At 72.8% G+C, this 20,173-nt stretch carries 14 protein-coding genes; 2 read left to right on the forward strand and 12 right to left on the reverse strand.

Annotated features, from left to right (window positions below; genetic code table 11):
• Positions 1 to 90: 90 nt before the first annotated feature.
• From AC069T_RS36015 to AC069T_RS36055, 9 genes are all read right to left on the reverse strand, one after another.
• On the reverse strand, positions 91 to 1,344 hold the full coding sequence (locus AC069T_RS36015; protein ID WP_478786755.1) for a pseudouridine synthase: 1,254 nt from the start codon (positions 1,342 to 1,344) through the stop codon (positions 91 to 93).
• Positions 1,344 to 2,000 carry an SMC-Scp complex subunit ScpB gene (gene scpB, locus AC069T_RS36020; protein WP_478786756.1) on the reverse strand — a complete coding sequence of 219 codons (657 nt, stop codon included), beginning with the start codon at positions 1,998 to 2,000 and terminating at the stop codon, positions 1,344 to 1,346. The genes AC069T_RS36015 and scpB overlap by 1 nt, the downstream gene beginning before the upstream one ends.
• On the reverse strand, positions 1,997 to 3,118 hold the full coding sequence (locus AC069T_RS36025; protein ID WP_478786757.1) for a segregation and condensation protein A: 1,122 nt from the start codon (positions 3,116 to 3,118) through the stop codon (positions 1,997 to 1,999). The genes scpB and AC069T_RS36025 overlap by 4 nt, the downstream gene beginning before the upstream one ends.
• An 18-nt stretch (positions 3,119 to 3,136) precedes the next feature.
• On the reverse strand, positions 3,137 to 3,709 hold the full coding sequence (locus AC069T_RS36030) for a hypothetical protein (RefSeq protein WP_478786758.1): 573 nt from the start codon (positions 3,707 to 3,709) through the stop codon (positions 3,137 to 3,139).
• Positions 3,694 to 4,830: a ParA family protein gene (locus tag AC069T_RS36035; RefSeq protein ID WP_478786759.1), complete on the reverse strand. Its 1,137-nt coding sequence runs from the start codon at positions 4,828 to 4,830 to the stop codon at positions 3,694 to 3,696. The genes AC069T_RS36030 and AC069T_RS36035 overlap by 16 nt, the downstream gene beginning before the upstream one ends.
• A gap of 435 nt (positions 4,831 to 5,265) precedes the next feature.
• A complete protein-coding gene (gene ald / locus AC069T_RS36040) occupies positions 5,266 to 6,390 on the reverse strand; it encodes an alanine dehydrogenase (protein ID WP_478786760.1) in 1,125 nt (374 codons plus the stop codon).
• A 221-nt stretch (positions 6,391 to 6,611) separates the two neighbouring features.
• Positions 6,612 to 8,636, reverse strand: a complete 2,025-nt coding sequence (locus tag AC069T_RS36045; RefSeq protein ID WP_478786761.1) for a tetratricopeptide repeat protein — start codon at positions 8,634 to 8,636, stop codon at positions 6,612 to 6,614.
• Between the two features lie 169 nt (positions 8,637 to 8,805).
• Positions 8,806 to 9,432, reverse strand: coding sequence for an NUDIX domain-containing protein (locus AC069T_RS36050; RefSeq protein ID WP_478786762.1), 627 nt, complete (start codon positions 9,430 to 9,432; stop codon positions 8,806 to 8,808).
• Between the two features lie 133 nt (positions 9,433 to 9,565).
• A complete protein-coding gene (locus AC069T_RS36055) occupies positions 9,566 to 11,233 on the reverse strand; it encodes a CTP synthase (RefSeq protein WP_478786763.1) in 1,668 nt (555 codons plus the stop codon).
• Between the two features lie 495 nt (positions 11,234 to 11,728).
• Here AC069T_RS36055 and AC069T_RS36060 point away from each other — a divergent pair, with 495 nt between their 5' ends.
• Positions 11,729 to 13,537, forward strand: coding sequence for a glycoside hydrolase family 15 protein (locus tag AC069T_RS36060; RefSeq protein ID WP_478786776.1), 1,809 nt, complete (start codon positions 11,729 to 11,731; stop codon positions 13,535 to 13,537).
• Between the two features lie 144 nt (positions 13,538 to 13,681).
• Positions 13,682 to 15,310 (forward strand): PucR family transcriptional regulator, encoded by a 1,629-nt coding sequence (locus AC069T_RS36065; RefSeq protein ID WP_478786764.1) that lies wholly within the window; start codon positions 13,682 to 13,684, stop codon positions 15,308 to 15,310.
• A 216-nt stretch (positions 15,311 to 15,526) separates the two neighbouring features.
• Here AC069T_RS36065 and AC069T_RS36070 read toward each other — a convergent pair whose 3' ends face one another.
• The 3 genes from AC069T_RS36070 to recN form a co-directional block, all read right to left on the reverse strand.
• Positions 15,527 to 16,663: a glycosyltransferase family 4 protein gene (locus AC069T_RS36070; protein ID WP_478786765.1), complete on the reverse strand. Its 1,137-nt coding sequence runs from the start codon at positions 16,661 to 16,663 to the stop codon at positions 15,527 to 15,529.
• 540 nt (positions 16,664 to 17,203) lie between these two features.
• Positions 17,204 to 17,974, reverse strand: coding sequence for a hypothetical protein (locus tag AC069T_RS36075; protein ID WP_478786766.1), 771 nt, complete (start codon positions 17,972 to 17,974; stop codon positions 17,204 to 17,206).
• 324 nt (positions 17,975 to 18,298) lie between these two features.
• Positions 18,299 to 20,017 carry a DNA repair protein RecN gene (gene recN / locus AC069T_RS36080; protein WP_478786777.1) on the reverse strand — a complete coding sequence of 573 codons (1,719 nt, stop codon included), beginning with the start codon at positions 20,015 to 20,017 and terminating at the stop codon, positions 18,299 to 18,301.
• Positions 20,018 to 20,173 lie beyond the last annotated feature (156 nt).

Genomic DNA, 20,173 nt, shown 5'->3' on the forward strand with positions numbered 1-20,173 from the left:
CCTCCGCCTTGCAGCTGCACGCGCCAGACCCCGCTCGGGTCGGTCAGGACGAACCGTCGGTCACAGCCAGCCTGATCCAAACGACAGGCCCTAGAGGTCGACCTCCTGCATCAGCATCCCGACCTCGGTGTTCGACAGGCGGCGCAGCCAGCCCGACTTCTGGTCGCCCAGGGTGATCGGCCCGAACGAGACGCGCACCAGCTTGTCGACCGGGAAGCCGGCCTCGGCGAGCATGCGGCGCACGATGTGCTTGCGGCCCTCGTGCAGCGTCACCTCGACGAGGTAGTTCTTGCCGGTCTGCTCGACCACGCGGAAGTGGTCCGCCTTCGCGTACCCGTCCTCGAGCTGGATGCCGTCCTTGAGCTGCTTGCCGAGGTCCCGCGGGATGGGGCCCACGATGTGCGCGAGGTAGACCTTCTTCACGCCGTACTTGGGGTGGGTGAGGCGGTGCGCCAGCTCACCGTGGTTGGTGAGCAGGATGATGCCCTCGGTCTCCGTGTCGAGACGCCCCACGTGGAAGAGCCGGGTCTCCCGGTTGGTGACGTAGTCGCCGAGGCACTGGCGGCCCTCCGGGTCCTCCATGCTCGACACCACACCGGCGGGCTTGTTCAGCGCGAAGAACTGGTACGACTGCGTCGCGACCGTCAGTCCGTCGACCTTGATCTCGTCGTGCTCGGGGTCGACCCGCATGCCCTGCTCGACGACGATCTCGCCGTTGACCTCGACGCGCGACCGCTCGATCAGCTCCTCACAGGAGCGCCGCGAACCGTAGCCCGCACGCGCGAGCACCTTCTGCAGCCGCTCGCCCTCCTGCTCGGCCCCGGGGAACGTCTTCGGCGGCTTCACGTCCGGCTTGCCGGCGTACCGCTCGCGGTTGCGCTCCTCGGCTCGCGCCTCGTACTCGCGCGAGCGCGCCGGAGCCGTACGGCCGCCACGCTGCTGGCTCTGCTTGGGGCCGCCCTTGGCACCACCGCGGGCGCCGTTGCCCCGGCCGGACTTCGGGCCCTCGTGGGAGGCGCCGGGGCCTACGTCGTAGCGGCGCTCCTCGGGACGGGGCCTGCCTTCGCGCTTCGGCCTGTCGTCGCGCCCCGCTCCGCTCCTGGGCTGGGAGCCGCCCCCGCCGGCTCCGCGGGCGTTGCCGCTCCCACCGGCTCCACGGGCGTTACCGCCTCCACCGGCCCCACGGGCGTTACCGCCTCCACCGGCCCCACGGGCGTTGCCACGCCCACCGGCCCCGCGGGGGTCGCCGCCCCCGCCGGTCCCGCGGGCGTTGCCGCCCCCGCCGGTCCCCCGGGGGTTGCCGCGCCCGCTGTTCCTGCCACTGCCGCTGCCACTGCTTCGCATCAAAGTTCCGTCGTCGTCGTGTCGTCTGCGTCTGGGTCCGGTGCGTCCGGATCGAACGACGGAACCCCTTCCAGCGTCTCAGCCTCGATCGCGTCCGCCTCCGGAAGGAAGGGCGCGAGCTCCGGGAGCTCGTCCAGGCCGCGCAGGCCCATTCGCTCCAGGAAGTAGTTCGTCGTCCTGTACAGGATCGCACCTGTTTCGGGTTCCGCGCCCGCCTCCTCCACCAGACCCCGCTGAAGAAGGGTCCGCATCACGCCGTCACAGTTCACTCCGCGGACCGCGGAGACGCGGGAACGGCTGACGGGCTGGCGGTACGCGACGACCGCGAGGGTCTCCAGGGCCGCCTGGGTGAGCCGGGCCTGCTGGCCGTCGAGGACGAAGCGTTCGACGGCCGCCGCGTAGGCGGGCCGTGTGTAGAAGCGCCAGCCGCCGGCGATCAGCCGCAGCTCGAAGCCGCGGCCCTGGACGGTGTACTCGTCGGCCAGCTCCCGCAGCGCGTCCGCGATCTGCCGCCGGGGCCGCTCCAGGATCTTCGCGAGGTGCTCCTCGGTCGCGGGCTCGTCCACGACCATGAGGACGGCCTCCAGGGCGGGCCGGAGATCGAGGCCGGCGACGGTGCCCGGCCCGGCCGGGGACTCGCTGTGCTGCTCGCTCACGCCTTCTTCTCCTCCTCGGCGTCCTCCGGGGGCCGGTCGAACTCGTCCGTCACCCTCGGCTGCTCCTCGCCGTCCCCGCCGGTCCAGCGCACGAGCAGCTCTCCGAGGGCCACCTCCTGGTCCAGTGCCACGGCCTTCTCGCGGTACAGCTCCAGCAGGGCGAGGAAGCGGGCGACGACGGTCAGGGTGTCGTCGGTGTCGTCGACGAGGTCCCGGAAACTGGCCTCCCCCCGCTCCCGCAGCCGCGCGACCACGATCCCGGCCTGCTCCCGCACGCTGACCAGCGGTGCGTGGATGTGATCCACGTACACCTGCGGCCTTGGCTTCGGCTGCATCGCCTTCACGGCGAGCGTGGCGAATCCCTCCGCCCCGATCGTGATGACCACTTCGGGGAGCAGCGCGGCGTGCTGGGGTTCGAGGCCGACGGTACGGGGGTAGCGGCGGCCCTCCTCCAGGAGGCGGGTGTTGAAGATGTCCGCGATCTGCTTGTAGGCGCGGTACTGGAGCAGCCGCGCGAACAGCAGGTCCCGTGCCTCCAGCAGCGCCAGGTCCGCCTCGTCCTCGACCTCGGCGGTGGGCAGCAGCCGCGCCGCCTTGAGGTCCAGCAGGGTGGCGGCGACGACCAGGAACTCGGTCGTCTGGTCGAGATCCCAGTCCGGCCCCATGGCCCGGATGTGCGCCATGAACTCGTCGGTCACGCGGGACAGCGCCACCTCGGTGACGTCCATCTTGTGCCGCGAGATCAACTGCAGCAGCAGGTCGAACGGCCCCTCGAAGTTCGCGAGCCGCACCTTGAACACACCGTCACCGGGCTCGTCACCCGCGCCGGCGGAGCCGGCGGCGGCCGCGGGCTCCGCGCGAACCGGCCGCTCAGGCTCCGGGGCCGGCGGTACGGCCTCCGCCGGCGAGCCCGTCGCCGGCGCGGACGGCTCGGCCGCAGGCTGCTCGAGTTCGGGCTCGGGCTCGGGCTCGGGCTCGGGTCCACGTTGGGGGGCGCCCTCCGCAGGGGGCGGAACGAACTCCTCGGCGGGCGCCGGCGCTGCCCCGGGTCCGCGTCCGAGCGCACGCCGGCGCCCGGCGGGGCCACCGGCGGAGGCGGGGACGTCGTTCGAGGTCATAGCCGTCGCAGGCTACCGCTACCGCCCGCGAAGTCGTCGTACGAGGATGCTCGCGTCCCCGCGGGACTCGAGATCGGCCAGCACCACCGCGACCGCCTCGCGGACGATCCGCCCGCGGTCGACGGCGAGCCCGTGCTCACCCCGGAGCACGAGACGCGCGTGCTCGAGGTCCATCAGCTCCTCGGCGGACACGTACACGGTGATCTTCTCGTCGTGCCGCTCGCGCCCGCTGGGCCGGCGGTTCGCGGCGCGGCTCCGCTTGCGGGAGGACTGGCCGGCGGAAGAACCTTCCTGCGGAGCCTGACGCTGTCCGGAGCCGGAGCGGTCGCCACCGGTGCCCCGGCTGCGGGACTCGCCGGTGCCGGACTCGTCGCCGGCCGCCACATGCTCGTCGCCCTCGCCGTCGCCGCCCCGCACGGGCACCGACTGCGGCCCGTCCTCCGCCGCGGCGGCCGCGTCGCTCTCGCCCGCCGGGGCGGGCACCCTGGCCTCGCCGTTGGCCCGGCGCGAGGGCGAGGACGACTGGAGCGCCATTCCTCCGGTGGTACGGAACAGTTCGTCGGCCCCCGGCAGACTCACTCGGCGTGACACCGGGCGAGCACCTCCCTGGCGAGCTGGCGATAGGCGGCGGCGCCCACGGAGTTGGAGGCGTACGTGGTGATCGGCTCACCGGCGACGGTGGTCTCCGGGAAGCGGACGGTGCGGCCGATGACCGTGTGGTACACGTGGTCGTCGAAGGCCTCGACGACACGGGCGAGCACCTCGCGGCTGTGCACCGTGCGCGAGTCGTACATCGTGGCGAGGATGCCGTCGAGCTCCAGGTCGGGGTTGAGCCGCTCCTGGACCTTCTCGATGGTCTCGGTGAGCAGCGCGACTCCGCGCAGCGCGAAGAACTCGCACTCGAGGGGCACGATCACCTTGTGCGCCGCCGTCAGGGCGTTCACGGTGAGCAGGCCGAGCGAGGGCTGGCAGTCGATCACGATGTAGTCGTAGTCGGCCATCAGGGGCTTGAGGGCCCGCTGCAGCGTGGACTCGCGCGCGACCTCGGACACCAGCTGCACTTCGGCGGCGGACAGGTCGATGTTGCTGGGCAGCAGGTCCATGTTCGGGACCGCCGTCTTCAGGAGCACCTCGTCGGCCGCCATGCCCCGCTCCATGAGCAGGTTGTAGACGGTGAGGTCCAGCTCCATAGGGTTGACGCCGAGGCCGACCGAGAGCGCGCCCTGCGGGTCGAAGTCGACGAGCAGGACCCGGCGTCCGTACTCCGCGAGCGCGGCACCCAGGTTGATGGTCGACGTCGTCTTGCCGACGCCGCCCTTCTGGTTGCACATCGCGATGATCTTCGCGGGACCGTGGTCGGCCAGCGGGCCCGGGATCGGGAAGTACGGCAGCGGGCGTCCGGTCGGGCCGATGCGCTCACGGCGCTGACGGGCCGCGTCGGGCGCGAGCGTGGCCGCGTACTCGGGATCGGGCTCGTACTCGGCGTCAGGGTCGTAGAAGTGACCCTCGGGCAGTTCGTCGTAGTCGGCGAAGTGGGTGCGGTTCTCGCCACTTCCGTTGCCGGCCATGGCGTTCACGTGATGGCCATCCATGCTCGGGTGTGCTGGCTGGGTCAGCCCTGTTCTGGGGGGACTCTTGTGGGCTGCGAAGGTGCGGACAGCGACGGAGCCGACAGCCTCGAGCCCCGTGGGGCCCTGGCCCCGCGTCGGCATTCCTGGTTGACCACCCCCGGGAGTAAATGTCGACTCATTCACAAGTCGTCTTACCTCCTTGGTGACCAGGAAACTTCTAGATAGGTCAGCGTGGCACCATGCCGACGATTGGCGACTCTATGGCGTGTCACCGCTCCGCAGCAACACAATCCGCCGGACCCGACCCGATGTGTCGGTAACCGAACACCCCGCTGTCAAGGGCGTAAGGCCGTCGCACAGCAGGTTCCACCGGTGTACGAATCGGTTAAAGAGTTACGTTCGCGGCGAGTTGAACGAGTCTCGCAAAGTGACCCGACACACATCCGGCCGGACCTTGTCCAGCAAGGTCCGGCCGGGTGCGCGGTGTTGACGACCTGTGTTGACGTATCGCCTTTTCCCAGCGGGGGAATCCGCCGCTGAGCAGCCGAAAAGTCGACTAGTGGTGCGAGTGACCTGTCAGCCGAGCAGCGTGTCCAGCTCGACGTGCTCCAGACCGTGCGATTCGGCGACCTCGCGGTAAACGACCTTGCCGTCATGGGTGTTGAGGCCCTTGGCCAGCGCGGGGTCGCGGCGCAGCGCCTCCACCCAGCCGCGGTTCGCCAGCTCGACGATGTACGGCAGCGTGGCGTTCGTCAGCGCGTAGGTGGAGGTGTTGGGCACCGCGCCGGGCATGTTGGCGACGCAGTAGAAGACCGAGTTGTGGACCGGGAAGGTCGGCTCGGCGTGCGTGGTCGGACGCGAGTCCTCGAAGCAGCCGCCCTGGTCGATGGCGATGTCGACAAGAACACTTCCGGGCTTCATCCGCGAGACGAGTTCGTTGGTGACCAGCTTCGGCGCCTTGGCACCGGGGATGAGCACGGCACCGATGACGAGGTCGGCCTCGAGGCAGGCCTTCTCGAGCTCGAAGGCGTTGGAGACGACGGTCTGGATCTTCGTACCGAAGATTTTGTCCGCCTCCTTGAGCTTGTTGATGTCACGGTCGAGCAGGGTCACGTGGAAGCCCATGCCGATGGCGATCTGCGCGGCGTTCCAGCCGGAGACGCCGCCGCCGATGACGACGGCCTTGGCGGCCAGCACACCGGGGACACCGCCGGGCAGCACACCGCGGCCCCCGTTGGCGCGCATCAGGTGGTAGGCGCCGACCTGCGGGGCGAGGCGGCCCGCGACCTCGGACATCGGGGCGAGCAGCGGCAGCGCGCGGTTCGGCAGCTCGACCGTCTCGTACGCGATCGCCGTGGTGCCGGACTCCAGGAGCGCGTCCGTGCACTCCTTGGACGCGGCCAGGTGCAGGTAGGTGAAGAGCGTCTGGTCCTTGCGGAGGCGGTGGTACTCCTCGGCGATGGGCTCCTTGACCTTCAGCAGCAGGTCGGCGGTGGCCCAGACCTCGTCGGCGGTGGGCAGGATCTGCGCGCCGGCGGAGACGTACTCGTCGTCCGTGATCGAGGAGCCGACGCCGGCGTGTCGCTCGATGACGACCTGGTGGCCGTGGCGCACCAGCTCGTGCACGCCGGCGGGGGTGATGGCCACCCGGAACTCGTTGTTCTTGACCTCGCGGGGGATGCCGACCTTCACGTCGATCACGGTCCTTGGCTCAGAGGGTTCTGGGGCTGCGCACGCCAGGGCGGTGCGCATCGGGGCAATGCCCGTCATACCCGGCGCCATGGGGGCACACCGGGAGACACCACGAAACAACGCGGCGGAGCCAGTCTAATGAAGGGATTCTCTCTGTCTAGCCTTTCAAAGCATCAATCTTCGACGGATGCACTACGGATTTCGCAGGCGTTAGGGTCTTGTTTCATGGCTCACGGGCTCTCCGGCAGCTCATCTCCCAGCATGCGCTCGGCCTGGCTGCGGTGCAGCCCGGCCGCGACCGGGTCGCCGAGCCGGTCCAGGGTGTCGGCCAGTCTCAGCTGGAGAGCGGCCTGCAGGCGCACGTCCTCGGCGCGGCGGGCCCACTCCACCGCCTCGTGGCAGGTGTACAGCGACTCCTCCGGCCGTCCCGCGTACTCCTGGACCCGGGCCAGCTCGCTCAACGCCCGTGCCTGGGCCGCGACATCGCCGTTCCTGCGGTGGCCGGTGACGGCCGAGCGCCAGTTGCGCAGCGCCTCCCCGTAGCGGCCGGCGTAGGTGTGCACGGTGGCGATGCGGCCGTGGAGCCGGGCGGCGTCCACCCGCTCGTCGCGCGCCAGGCGCTGTGCCAGCGCCCTGCCGTACCAGTCGGCGGCCCGCTCGTAGTCCCCGAGCTCCTGGTGGGCGCCGCCTACGGATTCCATCGCGCGCCCGGTCGCGTAGGGGTCGTCCGCCTCGCGTCCGGCGTCCAGGGCGGCCCGGTAGCGGACGAGCGCCTCGGCCGTACGGCCCGTCTGCGCGTCGAGGTCGGCGAGGTTCAGCAGGGCCGCGGCCTTCTCCCGGGGCAGGTCGCGGCGCTCGGCGACGTCCAGGACGAGCCGGTGGATGCCGTACAGCTCGGGCGCCGCCGCCTGCGTACCGATGTGCGCCACCATGGCCCGGACCAGCGCGGCCATCAGACGGCGGGCCAGCGTGTCCAGCTCGCCGTCGGCGACGGCCGCGCGGGTGGCGGCGAGCAGCGCGGGCTGCCGGATGCGCAGCCAGTCGGCGGCGGCCCGGGGGTGCGGGAAGCGCAGGGCCTGGGGCATGCCGGCGAGCTTCTCGCGGGCGGGCGAGCTGTCCGTCTCGGTGATCGCGCGGCAGGACACCAGCAGCCGGACCGTCCGCTCCAGCATCCGGGCGCGGGCGAGCTGGAGCTCGGCCGGCCGGTCCTGGGTTTCGGTGAGGGCACGCAGCAGGGGCAGCAGGCAGCCGGGCACCTCGTACTGCGGCAGGGGCGAGTCCACCGGCCGCAGGAGTCCGAGCCCGGCGAAGTCGTCCAGGGTGGTGCGGGCCGCGTGGATCGAGCAGCCGGCCAGCGCGGACGCGGTGTGCGGGTCGACGAGACCGGCGGGGGCCAGGGAGAGCAGGCGCAGTATCCGGGCGGCGGCGCTGGGCAGCGAGGCGTACACGAGCCGGAAGACACGGGCCAGCGGCGTCCCTTCCTCGCCCTCGCCGTTCAGGTGCTTGGCCAGGTCGGCCACGGCGGCCTGCGGCCGGGCGGCGAGCCAGCCGCCCGCCAGCACCAGCGCCGCGGGCTGGCCGGCGCACTCCTCGACCAGCCCCTCGGCGGCGCACGGGTCGACGGTGATGCGGACCGAGCCGGTGTGCCGGCCCAGCAGTTCCAGGGCGGACTTGGTGTCCAGGCCGCCCAGCGTGCAGGGGCGGACGTCGGCGATGCCGGTCAGCGGGCCCTGCGAGACGGCGACGACCAGGCAGTCGGGGGTGTCCGGCAGCAGGGAGTCGACCTGCTCGGCGGTCGCCGCGTCGTCCAGCAGGAGCACGGCACGGCGGTCGGCCAGAGCCCCGCGCAGTGCCTCGGTGAGGTCGTCCTCGGCGGCCCCGGGCGGGGTCGCCTCCGCCAGGGCGGTGAGCAGGTCCCGTGCGGTGCGCTCGGTGGGCACCGGCGTGCCGTCGGGTTCGGTGAGGCGGGCCCGCAGCACACCGTCGGGGTAACTCTCGGCGACCTGCCGCACCAGTTCTTCCGCGAGCGCCGTGCGGCCGAATCCGGGGCGGCCCGCGATGAGCAGCACCCGGGCGCGGGGCGCCTTGCGGCCGGAGAGGGTGTCCAGTCCGGCGCGCTCGATGTCGGCCCGGAGTTCCTTCAACTCTCTTGCCCGGCCCAGGAACTGACCCGCCGCAGGAGCGGACTCGGCAGCCGGTGGCCGCTCCTGTGCCGACACGTCCGTGCCGTCGGTGTCCACCGCCTGATCCGTCACGGGCCACACTCCCGTCCCACTGCCGCGCAAGCCCGCCGGGACTCCGGACGGGGCGTTTTCAGAGCCTAGTTCACGCTCTGCGACGATCCGGGTGGAGCACGGCGGAAGGGTCCCCCGATCGGATCAGCCGATCGTCACACCGGGTCCCCCGAGGAGACGCGGGAGCGGCTCAGGACTCGAAGGGCCGGGCGGGCCAGGGCGCCTCCGCCGGACGCAGCGCGTCGACACCTGCGCCGTTCCGGGCGGCGATCAGCGACAGCACACCGACGACCAGACAGTTGTTGTGCAGCTCCCCGGCGAGCACCCCGCGGGCGAGGTCGCCGACGGACACGCGCGAGAGCTCCATGTCGGCCTCCTCCTCCTCGACCTCGAAGCGCTCGCCCTCGGCCTCGGACAGATCGCGGGCCAGGAAGATGCGGACGGCCTCGTCGCAGCCGCCGGGCGTCGTGTAGACGTCGGTCAGCACCCGCCAGTCCTCGGCCTTGACGTGCGCCTCCTCGTAGAGCTCCCGCTGCGCCGCGTGCAGCGGGTTCTCGCCGGGGACGTCGAGCAGCCCGGCCGGGATCTCCCACAGCTTGTGGCGCACGGGGTGGCGGTACTGCCGGATGACCAGCACCCGGTCCTCGTCGTCGAGGGCGAGGACGGCCACGGATCCGGGGTGGACCTGGTAGTCGCGGCGGACCACCGAGCCGTCGGGCATGACCACGTCGTCGGTGCGGACGGCGGTCTTGTTCCCGGTGAACGGGGTCTCGCTCGCCCGGATCTCCCACTCCTCGGCGGTGTCCTTGATCGTCATGCCCTGCGTCCTTCCACACGTACACGAGAGAAGCCGGTCACGGCCGGAGGGAACCGGCCACGGTGCGCCGGCGACAGAAACCGGGGCACGCACCTCGAAAGACGCGTACCCCGGCAACCGTACAACCCTCGTGTCACTTGCCCGTCTTGCGCTCCACGGCCGCCTTCACCAGGCCCGCGAAGAGCGGGTGCGGGCGCGTCGGACGCGAGCGCAGCTCGGGGTGCGACTGGGTCGCCACCAGGTAGGGGTGCACCTCGCGCGGGTATTCGACGTACTCGACGAGCTTGCCGTCCGGGGAGGTGCCGGAGAACTGCAGGCCGGCCTTCTTCTCCAGTTCGGCGCGGTAGGCGTTGTTCACCTCGTAGCGGTGACGGTGCCTCTCCTCGACGTACTCCTTGTTGTCGTACACCTCGCGCACGATGGAGCCCTCCGCCAGCTTGGCCGGATACATGCCCAGGCGCATCGTGCCGCCCATGTCGCCCTCGCCGGCCACGATGTCGAGCTGCTCGGCCATCGTGGAGATGACCGGGTGCCCGGTGGCCGAGTCGAACTCGGTGGAGTTGGCGTCGGGGATGTCGGCCAGGTTCCGTGCGGCCTCGATCACGATGCACTGCAGGCCCAGGCACAGGCCGAGCAGCGGGATCCTGTTCTCGCGGGCGTACTGGATGGCGCCGACCTTGCCGGACACACCGCGGTCGCCGAAGCCGCCGGGGATGCAGATCGCGTCCACGTCGCCGAGCTGCTTCGCGGCGCCCGCCGGGGTCTTGCAGTCGTCCGAGGTGACCCACTTGATCTTCACGCGGGCCTTGTTCGCGAAGCCGCCCGCGCGCAGCGCCTCGGTGACCGAGAGGTAGGCGTCGGGCAGGTCGATGTACTTGCCGACCAGCGCGAGGTTGATCTCGTGCACCGGGTTGTGGACGCGGTCGAGCAGGTCGTCCCAGGTCGTCCAGTCCACGTCGCGGAAGGGCAGGTCCAGCTTGCGGACCACGTACGCGTCCAGGCCCTCGGTGTGCAGGACCTTCGGGATGTCGTAGATCGACTTGGCGTCGATCGCCGCCACCACGGCGGCCTCGTCGACGTCGCACATCAGCGAGATCTTGCGCTTGATGGCGGTGGGGACCTCGCGGTCGGCGCGCAGCACGATCGCGTCCGGCTGGATACCGATGTTGCGCAGCGCCGCGACCGAGTGCTGCGTCGGCTTCGTCTTCAGTTCCCCGGACGGGCCGATGTAGGGCAGGAGCGAGATGTGCACCACGAACACGTTGTCGCGGCCGACCTCGTGACGGACCTGGCGGACGGTCTCCAGGAACGGCAGCGACTCGATGTCGCCGACCGTGCCGCCCACCTCGGTGATGACGACGTCGACGTCGTCGGCGGCCATACGGCGGATGCGGTGCTTGATCTCGTTGGTGATGTGCGGGATGACCTGCACGGTGTCGCCCAGGTACTCGCCCCGGCGCTCCTTGGCGATGACCGTCGAGTACACCTGCCCTGTAGTGACATTGGCGGAGCCGTCCAAGTCGACGTCGAGGAAGCGCTCGTAGTGTCCGATGTCGAGGTCGGTCTCGGCGCCGTCGTTGGTGACGAACACCTCACCGTGCTGGAAGGGGTTCATCGTGCCGGGATCGACGTTCAGGTACGGGTCGAGCTTCTGCATGGTGACCCGCAGACCCCGCGCCTTGAGCAGCGCGCCCAGGCTGGAGGCGGTCAGACCCTTGCCGAGGGAGGAGGCGACACCCCCGGTGACGAAGATGTGCTTGGTCGTCGTGGCTGTGCTGTTTCGGAAAGCAGCGGGCGGCATGGCCAAGAGGGGGCTCCCGTGGTCGCGGTGTGGGGTGCGTACCGGCGGCCCGACCCGGAGGTACCGGATTTTCGGGGGGCGCCGTCGCTGCGGTTCGGGGGTTTCTCGCCCTCCGGTCCACGGGCTACCAGGGTATCAGCGCCAGAACGGGGCCGCTCGCGGCCACGCTCCGCGCACACCTCGACACGGAGCCCGCACGACCCGCCCACCCCGTCCGCACCGCCCACGCTCTGCTCACTCGTTCGGCCGAGTCCGGTTGCCGGGAGGGGCACGCGGATCATCGACGTGCGTCGTATCCTGCTCGGACACTCACTGCCGAGACCGGCCGGTAGACGGCACCACCCACGCCGCATCCCGGAACACGAGAGCTCGGCAGTTCGTTTCGCAACGACATTCACACAACCCTTCCGTCGTTTCGCGACGACGCCTGACAAAGACCCCCTTGACCGCAAGAGCGACCGCCCCTCGTGGGGCGACGTGGCCGTTCGACTGGAGATGCACGTGGCCGGGCGCATCGAGGACTACGCACTCATCGGAGACATGCAGACAGCCGCGCTGGTCTGCCGGGACGGCACAGTCGACTGGCTGTGCCTGCCCCGCTTCGACTCGCATGCCATCTTCGCCGGCCTGCTGGGCACCGAGGAGCACGGCTTCTGGCGGCTCGGGCCGGCGCACGCGGCGGACGCCAAGCCGCCGACCGCGGCCCGGCGCACGTACCGCGGCGACTCGCTGATCCTGGAATCCGAGTGGGACACCCCACGCGGCACGGTGCGCGTGATCGATTTCATGCCGCCGCGTGACGGGGCGCCGCAGCTGATCCGCATCGTCGAGGGCGTCACGGGCCGGGTGCCGATGCGTTCGGCCCTGCGGATGCGCTTCTCGTACGGCCGTGTCGTGCCCTGGGTGCACAAGCACGAGGGCCGGACCGTCGCCGTCGCGGGACCCGACTCCGTGTGGTTCGACACAGCCTGCGAGACCTACGGCAAGGACCTCACCACGTACGCCGACTTCACGGTGGCACCGGGTGAGCGGATCGCGTTCACCATCTCCTGGGAGCCCTCGCACAAGCAGCCGCCCGCGCTGCCCGAGCCGGAGCAGTCCCTGGAGGCGACCGAGGAGTTCTGGCGCGACTGGGTCGACCAATGTACGTACCACGGCCCCTACCGTGAGGCCGTGGTCCGCTCGCTGATCACCTTGAAGGCCCTGACGTACGCCCCCACGGGCGGCATCGTCGCCGCGCCCACGACCTCGCTCCCGGAGGAGATCGGCGGCGTCCGCAACTGGGACTACCGCTACACCTGGCTGCGCGACGCGGCGATCACCCTGTCCTCGCTGCTGCGCACCGGATACCGCGAGGAGGCGCGCGCCTGGCGCGAGTGGCTGCTGCGCGCGGTCGCGGGCGACCCGGAGAACCTGCAGATCATGTACGGCATCGCAGGTGAGCGGGAGCTCGGCGAGGCGGAGCTGGACTGGCTCCCCGGCTACGAGAACTCGGGGCCCGTGCGCGTCGGCAACGGCGCCGCGCACCAGCTCCAGCTGGACGTGTACGGGGAGGTCACCGAGGCCCTGCACCTGGCGCACATGACCGGTCTGTCCCGCAACGACTACGCCTCGCTCCTCCAGCTCAAGCTGATCCGCTACCTGGAGGACCACTGGGACCAGCCGGACGAGGGCATCTGGGAGGTGCGCGGCCCGCGCCGCCACTTCGTGCACTCCAAGGTGATGGCCTGGGTCGCCGTCGACCGCACCATCAAGCTCATCGAGTCGGGCGACGCGGACGGCCCGCTGGAGAAGTGGCGCGAGCTGCGCGACGACATCCACCGGGACGTGTGCGAGAAGGGCTACGACAAGGAGCGCAACACGTTCACGCAGTCGTACGGCTCGCAGGAGCTGGACGCCTCGCTGCTGCTGATCCCGCAGATGGGCTTCCTGCCGCCGGACGACAAGCGCGTGATCGGCACGATCGAGGCGATCCAGCGCGAGCTGTCCACCGAGGACGGCTTCATCCTTCGCTACCCGACGTCCGGCGAGCACGCGGGCCTGGACGGTCTGGAGGGCGACGAGGGCGCCTTCCTCGCCTGCTCGTTCTGGATGGCGGACGACCTCGCGATGATCGGGCGGGTCGACGAGGCCCGCAAGCTCTTCGAGAAGCTGCTCGGCCTGCGCAACGACCTCGGTCTGCTCGCCGAGGAGTGGGACCCGCGGCTCAAGCGCCAGGTCGGCAACTTCCCGCAGGCCTTCAGCCACGTCCCGCTGATCGACACGGCGCTGCGGCTGACGGCGAGCGGGGCGTACGGCGGCTGACCCGCCACGCGCACGGCGGCCCCGTTCCCTCCCGCACTTCCGGGCGGGAGCGGGGCCGCCGCGTCGTCCGGGGCGCGCACCCGTCGGCGTGCCCGGGACGGGCCGAAGTGTTCCCGGGACGTGCGCGCAGGTAGCGTCCGCTGCATGGACAGCCGTTACGACACCGAGGGCGCCGGGATCACCGTGCAGCGGGCGCTCGAGCTGCCCGGACTGCGCAGCGGGCTGCCGGAGATCCTGGCGGGGGCCGACCGGCTGCAGCGCACGGTGCGCTGGGTGCACGCGGGCGAGGTACCGAACATCGCCTCGCTCCTCAAGGGCGGCGAACTGCTGCTGACGACGGGGTACGGCCTCGGTACCCGTCCCGCCGAGCAGCGCGCCTTCGTCCGCACCCTGGCCGAGCGCGGGATCGCCGCCCTGGTGGTGGAGCTCGGCCCGCGCTTCTCGCGGCTGCCCGCGACTCTGGTGGAGACGGCGCGCGCCGCCGGCCTCCCGCTGGTCCAGCTGCACCGCGAGGTGCCGTTCGTGGCGGTCACGGAGGAGGTCCACACCGAGATCGTCAACGGCCACTACGCGCTGCTCCAGCGGGCCGAGGAGGTGCACCGGCGCTGTACGGAGGCACTGCTCGGCGGGGGCGGGATACCGCAGGTCCTCGGCATCCTGGCGGACTTCGCCGGCAACCCGGTCTTTTTGGAGACGGCGGACGGGCAGCTGCTGTACGCGGCCGGGGCCGGCCCGGCGGGCGCCGATCCGCTGCAGGTGTGGGAGGGGCTGCGCGGCCAGCACAAGGACGAACCACCCGCGGGCACGACCGTCGTGGACGTGCCCGGCGGCGGCCCCGGCACCGGCTCCGTGCGCGCCCGGCTGGTCCTGACGCCCGTGACCGCTCCGACGGCCCCCGTGCACCGGATGGCGGCCGAGCGGGCGGCGGGCATCCTGGCCGTCGTCCTCATGCAGGCCCGCCAGGAGGAGGAGCTCGCGGCACGCGGCCGCGGCGACTTCCTCACCGACCTCGCCGAGGGCCGCGTCCGGGCCGAGGACGCGCCCGCCCAGGCACGCGTGCTCGGCTTCAAGCCGGGCAGCAGTCCGCTTCTGCCGGTCGTGATGCGCCTCGCGGACGGACTCTCGCCGGGCGGCGGCTGGGCGGTCCTCGCCCGCGCGGTCGCCGAGGAGCTGGCCTCCGTGGGCGTGCCCGTGCTCCTGGGCGTACGGCCCGTCGAGGGCCGCGTGCCCCTGCTGCTCGGCCTACGGTCGGAGTCCGAGCGCGCGGCCGTCGCGGACCGGGTGGCGGCGGCGCTGCGGGCGGGCGTGGAGCGGGCGGGCATGCAGCGGCCGGGCGCGCAGCCGCCGGTGGTGGTGGTCGGGGTCGCGGGCGGCTGGGCGGCGGCCTCGGCGGGCCTGCGGCACGCGGCGGAGACGGCGACGGCGGCACAGGGCCTGTCGGACCGCCTCTGGTACGACGCCCGGCGTCTCGACATCGACCTGCTCCTGTGGCGGCTGCGCGACCATCCGGACCTGGCGGCCTTCGTGGACCGGGCGATCGGCCCGCTCCGCGAGCACGACAACCGGTCGAAGCCGCCCCTTCTGCCCACGCTGCAGACGTACTTGGCGCATGCGGGCCGCAAGGCGGAGACGGCCCGCGAACTGCACCTGAACCGGCAGACGCTCTACAACCGCCTGGCGCGGATCGGCGAGTTGCTCGGCACGGACCTGGACGACCCGCAGACGGTACTGGCGTTGAGCCTGGCCCTGCGCGCGCGCAGGCACGTGCCGTAGGAGTGCCGCGCCGCCCGTCGTCCGTCGTCCGTCGTCCGCTAGGTCGTGTCCGCAAAGTCTCGTCGTCCGCCCGGAGGGCGGGTTCCGCGGCGTCTGGTGCATGCTCTCGGCGTGCCGGGCGGAGACCCTCGTACTGGACCGTACTTGGGGCTTCGCCCGGTGCGGCGAGAGTGCGTGCCAGGCGTCGCGGAACAGGCGGGACTTTGCGGACACGGCCTAGGGCAGGGGGCGCGGCTGGGCCAACTCGTCGTAGATGCTCAGAATCTGGGCGACCGTGTCGTCCTCGGTGGGCCAGGTGGCCGCCTGCTGGACTCCCCTGTCCTTGAGGAGTTCCCTGCGCGCAGGGTCCTCCAGGAGGCGCACGACCGCCGCGGCCAGGGCGTCCGCGTTTCCGTACGGGACGAGTTCGGCCGCGTCGCCGACCAGTTCGGGGATGCCGCCGACCTCGGTCGCCACCAGCGGCACGCGCGCGTGCAGGGCTTCCTGGGCGAGGACGGAACGTGATTCCCAACTGCTGGGCAGCAGCGCCAGATCGGCGCCCGCGAGCAGCTCCGGGATGTCGTCGCGCCGGCCGATCAGACGCACCGGCAGGCCCTCGTCCTCGATACGGCCCTGCAGTTCCGCCCGCAGCGGCCCCTCCCCCGCGATCACGAGCAGGGGCGCGGGGCTGAGTCGGCGCCACGCGCGCGCCGCGCTCAGCAGCGTCCCGTAACCGCGGTGCCGGTCGAGGGACCCGACGGCCATGAGCAACGGGCCTTCCGTGGCGCCGAGTTCGGCCCGCGCCTTGTGCCGCAGCCGCTCCGCCTCGTCGTACTCCAGGGGCTTGCGCGCCGCCGAGAGGGCGACGGCGGCCAGCCGCGCGTCCCTCGCTCCCCTGCTGCGTGCCCGGTCCACCAGGTCGGACGACGTGCCGAGGACGACGGAGGCGGCCCGGGCGACGCGGCGCTCCAGCAGGCGCAGCAGATGGGCCCGGGCACCCTCCGCCTGCGAGCGGGTGTGCCAGGTGACGACGAGCGGGGTGGGGCGGCCGCTGAGCGCGAGCGCGGCCCGCAGCGCCGCGTGCAGACCGTGCGCGTGCACGAGGTCCGCGTCCGCGCAGGCCGTCCGCAGCGCGGCCACGGAGGCGGGGTCGCTCCTGCGGGGCACGGGGACGTGCTGCGCGCCGACTCCCGCGAAGCCGTAGGTGTGTTCGGCCTCGGCGGGGGCGCACACGGTGACCCGCACGCCCCGGGCGACCAGTCCCGAGGCCAGCGACCGCACATGGGCGCTGCTGCCCGCACTGCCGCCCCCGAGCACCTGCACGGTGCACAGCGGCGACTGCCCGTGCGGTGAGTGGCTGCTCACGAGGCTCACGTGGCCGGGGCTCCTGGTTCGGCGTCGGACGGTCACGAAGAAACGTACAGAAGGGCGCGCGGAGGGGTGTACCGCACGTCGTGCTTCGCGTACTGCGTCAAGGATGCCAGGACAGCCGCCCGTTGCGGCACCACCGGGCGGCCGCTGCCGCGCCGCGGTGGGCAACTGTACGGGCGCGGTCACTCGCGCGGGTGAGAGACGCGGCCTTTCCATCCAGGAGTTCGAGAGCCGACGCGAACGGCTCCTGGCCGCCGCTCCGCGAGCGCGAACCGCCTCGGTACGGTGTGGCCGCCACTCCGCGAGCGCGAACCGCCCGGGTACGCGCGAAAAGACGCCGCCCTGGCACCGGCCCGACGGGCGCGTGACGTCCACGTGCCGCCGTACCGGGCGCGGTCCACGCCGTGGTGTTCCGCATCCCGACGTGGTGCTCGGCGGCGTCCACGCCGTGGTGTTCAGCACCGAGCGCTGGTGCTCGACGGCGTCCGCGCCATGGTGTTCAGCACCGAGCGCTGGTGCTCGACGGCGTCCGCGCCATGGTGCTCAGCGCGGTCCGCGCCCCGGCGTGCGCGCCAGTTCGCTCACCCGTTCCCCGCACGCCGCCGCGGCCACCAGCGCCGCGGCGCGGACGACCAGGCCGGTCCTGCCGCTGCCCGCCGCGAGGGCGGCGCCCAGTGCGGCTCCGAGCGCGTGGGCCCCGGTGTCGCCGATCATCGCGCGCTCGCCTAGGTCGTCGGGCAGGACCGCCGCGGCGGCTCCCACGGCGGCGGCGGACAGCTCGCCCGCCGCGCCACCGCGCAGCAGCCCAGGCACCCCCAGGGCGAGCACCGCGCCGGCCGCCCTCCCCGGGCGTACGTCCACGAGGTTGACGAAGTGCGCGGTCCCGGCGATCACGGCGCCCGCCAGCACCTTGTCCACGGCACGCTCCTCGATCAGCGCCCCCGCCGCCAGGGTCGCGGCCGAGACACCGAACAGCTTGACCGCCCCGGAGGTCAGTTCGCCGTGGCGCAGGGCACCGAGGTGCGCCCGGAAGCCGCGCCGGGGATCGCCGGCCCCGGCGACATCGTCGTAGGCGCCGCAGGCACCGGCCGCGAGGACGGCGAAGCCGGCGGCCCGGTGGGCCCGTCCGGCGCCCAGGGCCGCCGCGAAGGCCGCGGCGGGGCCCGCGTAGAGCGCGACGGTCCGTCCCGCGTGGTTCTTCCGCTCCCAGCGCCCGCGTCCGCCGGGGGCCGTGGAGCGCAGTGCGGCGATCCCCGCGCGCGTGACGCCCGCGGCGAGTCCGCAGGCGGCGAAGCCCGTCATGCGTGTGCCCATGACCGCCACCCTACGAACCCGCGGGCGGGACCGGACACCGCGGGGCGACGGCGCCCGCGCGCCGCGACACGGCCACCACAGCCCGGGGCCGGCGAACGCCCCGACGCGCCCGACGCCGGCCCCTCCGAGGCACCCGCCGGGCGGGGCACCCCGACGCGGGCGTCACATCCCCCACGCCCGGGGCGACGAACGCCCGGACGCGCCCGACGCCGGCCCCCGAGGCACCCGCCGGGCGGGGAACCCCGAGGCGGGCTCACCTCCCCCACGCCGGGACGGCGAGCGCCGGCATCGGGGCCCGGCGGGGTGAGGGACTCCCCGGCGCCGCTACCCGTCCGCCCTGGCCGTCGCCAGCAGTTCCTCCGCGTGGGCGCGGGCCGTCTCCGAGTCCTCCTGGCCCGCCAGCATGCGGGACAGCTCGCGGATGCGGTCCTCGCCCTCCAGGACCTTCACCCCTGACCGGGTGACCGAGCCGTCGTTCGTCTTCTCCACCAGCAGCTGGCGGTCGGCGAAGGCGGCCACCTGCGGCAGGTGCGTGACGACGACGACCTGTGCCGTCCTGGCCAGCCGGGCCAGCCGGCGGCCGATCTCGACCGCGGCCTTGCCGCCGACACCCGCGTCGACCTCGTCGAAGAGGTACGTCGGCACCGGGTCGGTCCCGGCGAAGACCACCTCGACGGCGAGCATCACCCGCGAGAGCTCACCGCCGGACGCGCCCTTGGCGATCGGCCGCGCCGGGGCGCCGGGGTGCGGGGCCAGCAGCAGTTCGACCTCGTCGGCGCCCGCCGGGCCGTACTGCACCGTACGTCCGCCGACCTCCACACCCTCCGGGTCCTCGGTCTGGCGGATGTCGAAGGACACGCGCGCGTGGGGCATGGCGAGCGAGGCCAGTTCGGCGGTCACGGCGGCGGCGAAGCGTTCGGCGGCCTCCGCGCGGGCGTCCGTCAACGCCTGCGCCAGTCCGCCGAGTTCGGCCCGGAGTGCGTCGCGCTCGGCGGTCAGCTCGCCGAGCCGCTCGTCGTCCCCGTCGAGTTCGGTGAGCCGCGCGGCGCTCCGCTCGGCCCAGACGAGCACGGCGTCGATGTCCTCGCCGTACTTGCGGGTCAGCTGGGTGAGGGCGGCCCGCCGCTCCTCGACCGCCGCGAGCCGCAGCGGGTCGGCGTCGAGGTCGTCGGCGTACCCGGCCAGCTCCCCGGCGACGTCGCCCAGCAGGATCCCGATCTCGCCGATCCGGCCGGCCAGCGCGCCCAGCGCGGAGTCGTGGGCGCGCACCGCCTCCAGCGCCCGGTGCGCGCCCGCGACGAGCGTCGTGGCGTCGATGCCCTCGGGGTCCTCGGGGTTGCCCGCCAGCGCGGCGTGCGCGACGGCGGCGGCCGAGGCCAGCGCCTCCGCGTGGCCCAGCCGCTCGGCCTCGGCGGCCAGCTCCACGTCCTCGCCCCCGCGCGGTTCGACGGCGGCGATCTCGTCGAGCCCGAACCGCAGCAGGTCGGCTTCCTGAGCGCGTTCCCGCGCGCGCGTGGTGATCTCGTCCAGCTCGGCCGAGATCGCGCGCAGCCGGCGGTAGGCACCCGTGTACTTGGCGAGCGGCACGGCGACCGCGTCACCGGCGTACCGGTCGAGCGCCTGCCGCTGCCGGGACAGCTTGAGCAGCCCCTGCTGGTCGGTCTGGCCGTGCACGGCGACCAGCTCGTCGGCCAGCTCGGCCAGCACGCCCACGGGGACCGAGCGCCCGCCGAGGTGCGCCCGGGAGCGCCCTTCGGCCGAAACGGTACGGCTGATCAGCAACGCGCCGTCGTCGAGCTCGGCTCCCGCCTCCTCGGCCCGCACGATCGCCGTCCCGCCCGCGGGCACGGAGATCCGCCCCTCGACGACCGCGTTCTTCGCGCCGATCCGTACGAGGGCCGGGTCCGCGCGCCCGCCGAGCAGCAGTCCCAGGCTCGTGACCACCATCGTCTTGCCCGCGCCGGTCTCGCCGGTCACGGCGGTGAAGCCTGGTGACAGCTCGACGACCGCGTCGTCGATGACTCCGAGCGACCGTATCCGCATCTCCTCCAACACGGACACGACCTTACGAGGTCAGGGACCCCGTGTGCGACGGGCCCTGCCCTCCGGCCGTGAAGGCGCAGGTGGCGGACGCCCGCCGGGGGGCCCTGTCACCCGCGGGAGTGGGGTTTCCGCTCCGGGATCCGGTGGCGTCCCGCG

The sequence above is a fragment of the Streptomyces sp. NPDC043867 genome, from assembly GCF_056435845.1.

Excerpts from the sequence above, each read along its gene's own strand:
- AC069T_RS36060 (WP_478786776.1), top strand. The coding sequence starts at position 11,729 with ATGCACGTGGCCGGGCGCATCGAGGACTACGCACTCATCGGAGACATG.
- AC069T_RS36075 (WP_478786766.1), bottom strand. The coding sequence starts at position 17,974 with ATGGGCACACGCATGACGGGCTTCGCCGCCTGCGGACTCGCCGCGGGC.
- AC069T_RS36015 (WP_478786755.1), bottom strand. The coding sequence starts at position 1,344 with ATGCGAAGCAGTGGCAGCGGCAGTGGCAGGAACAGCGGGCGCGGCAAC.
- AC069T_RS36050 (WP_478786762.1), bottom strand. The coding sequence starts at position 9,432 with ATGACGATCAAGGACACCGCCGAGGAGTGGGAGATCCGGGCGAGCGAG.
- AC069T_RS36055 (WP_478786763.1), bottom strand. The coding sequence starts at position 11,233 with ATGCCGCCCGCTGCTTTCCGAAACAGCACAGCCACGACGACCAAGCAC.
- AC069T_RS36025 (WP_478786757.1), bottom strand. The coding sequence starts at position 3,118 with ATGACCTCGAACGACGTCCCCGCCTCCGCCGGTGGCCCCGCCGGGCGC.
- recN (WP_478786777.1), bottom strand. The coding sequence starts at position 20,017 with ATGCGGATACGGTCGCTCGGAGTCATCGACGACGCGGTCGTCGAGCTG.
- AC069T_RS36035 (WP_478786759.1), bottom strand. The coding sequence starts at position 4,830 with ATGCCGACGCGGGGCCAGGGCCCCACGGGGCTCGAGGCTGTCGGCTCC.
- AC069T_RS36065 (WP_478786764.1), top strand. The coding sequence starts at position 13,682 with ATGGACAGCCGTTACGACACCGAGGGCGCCGGGATCACCGTGCAGCGG.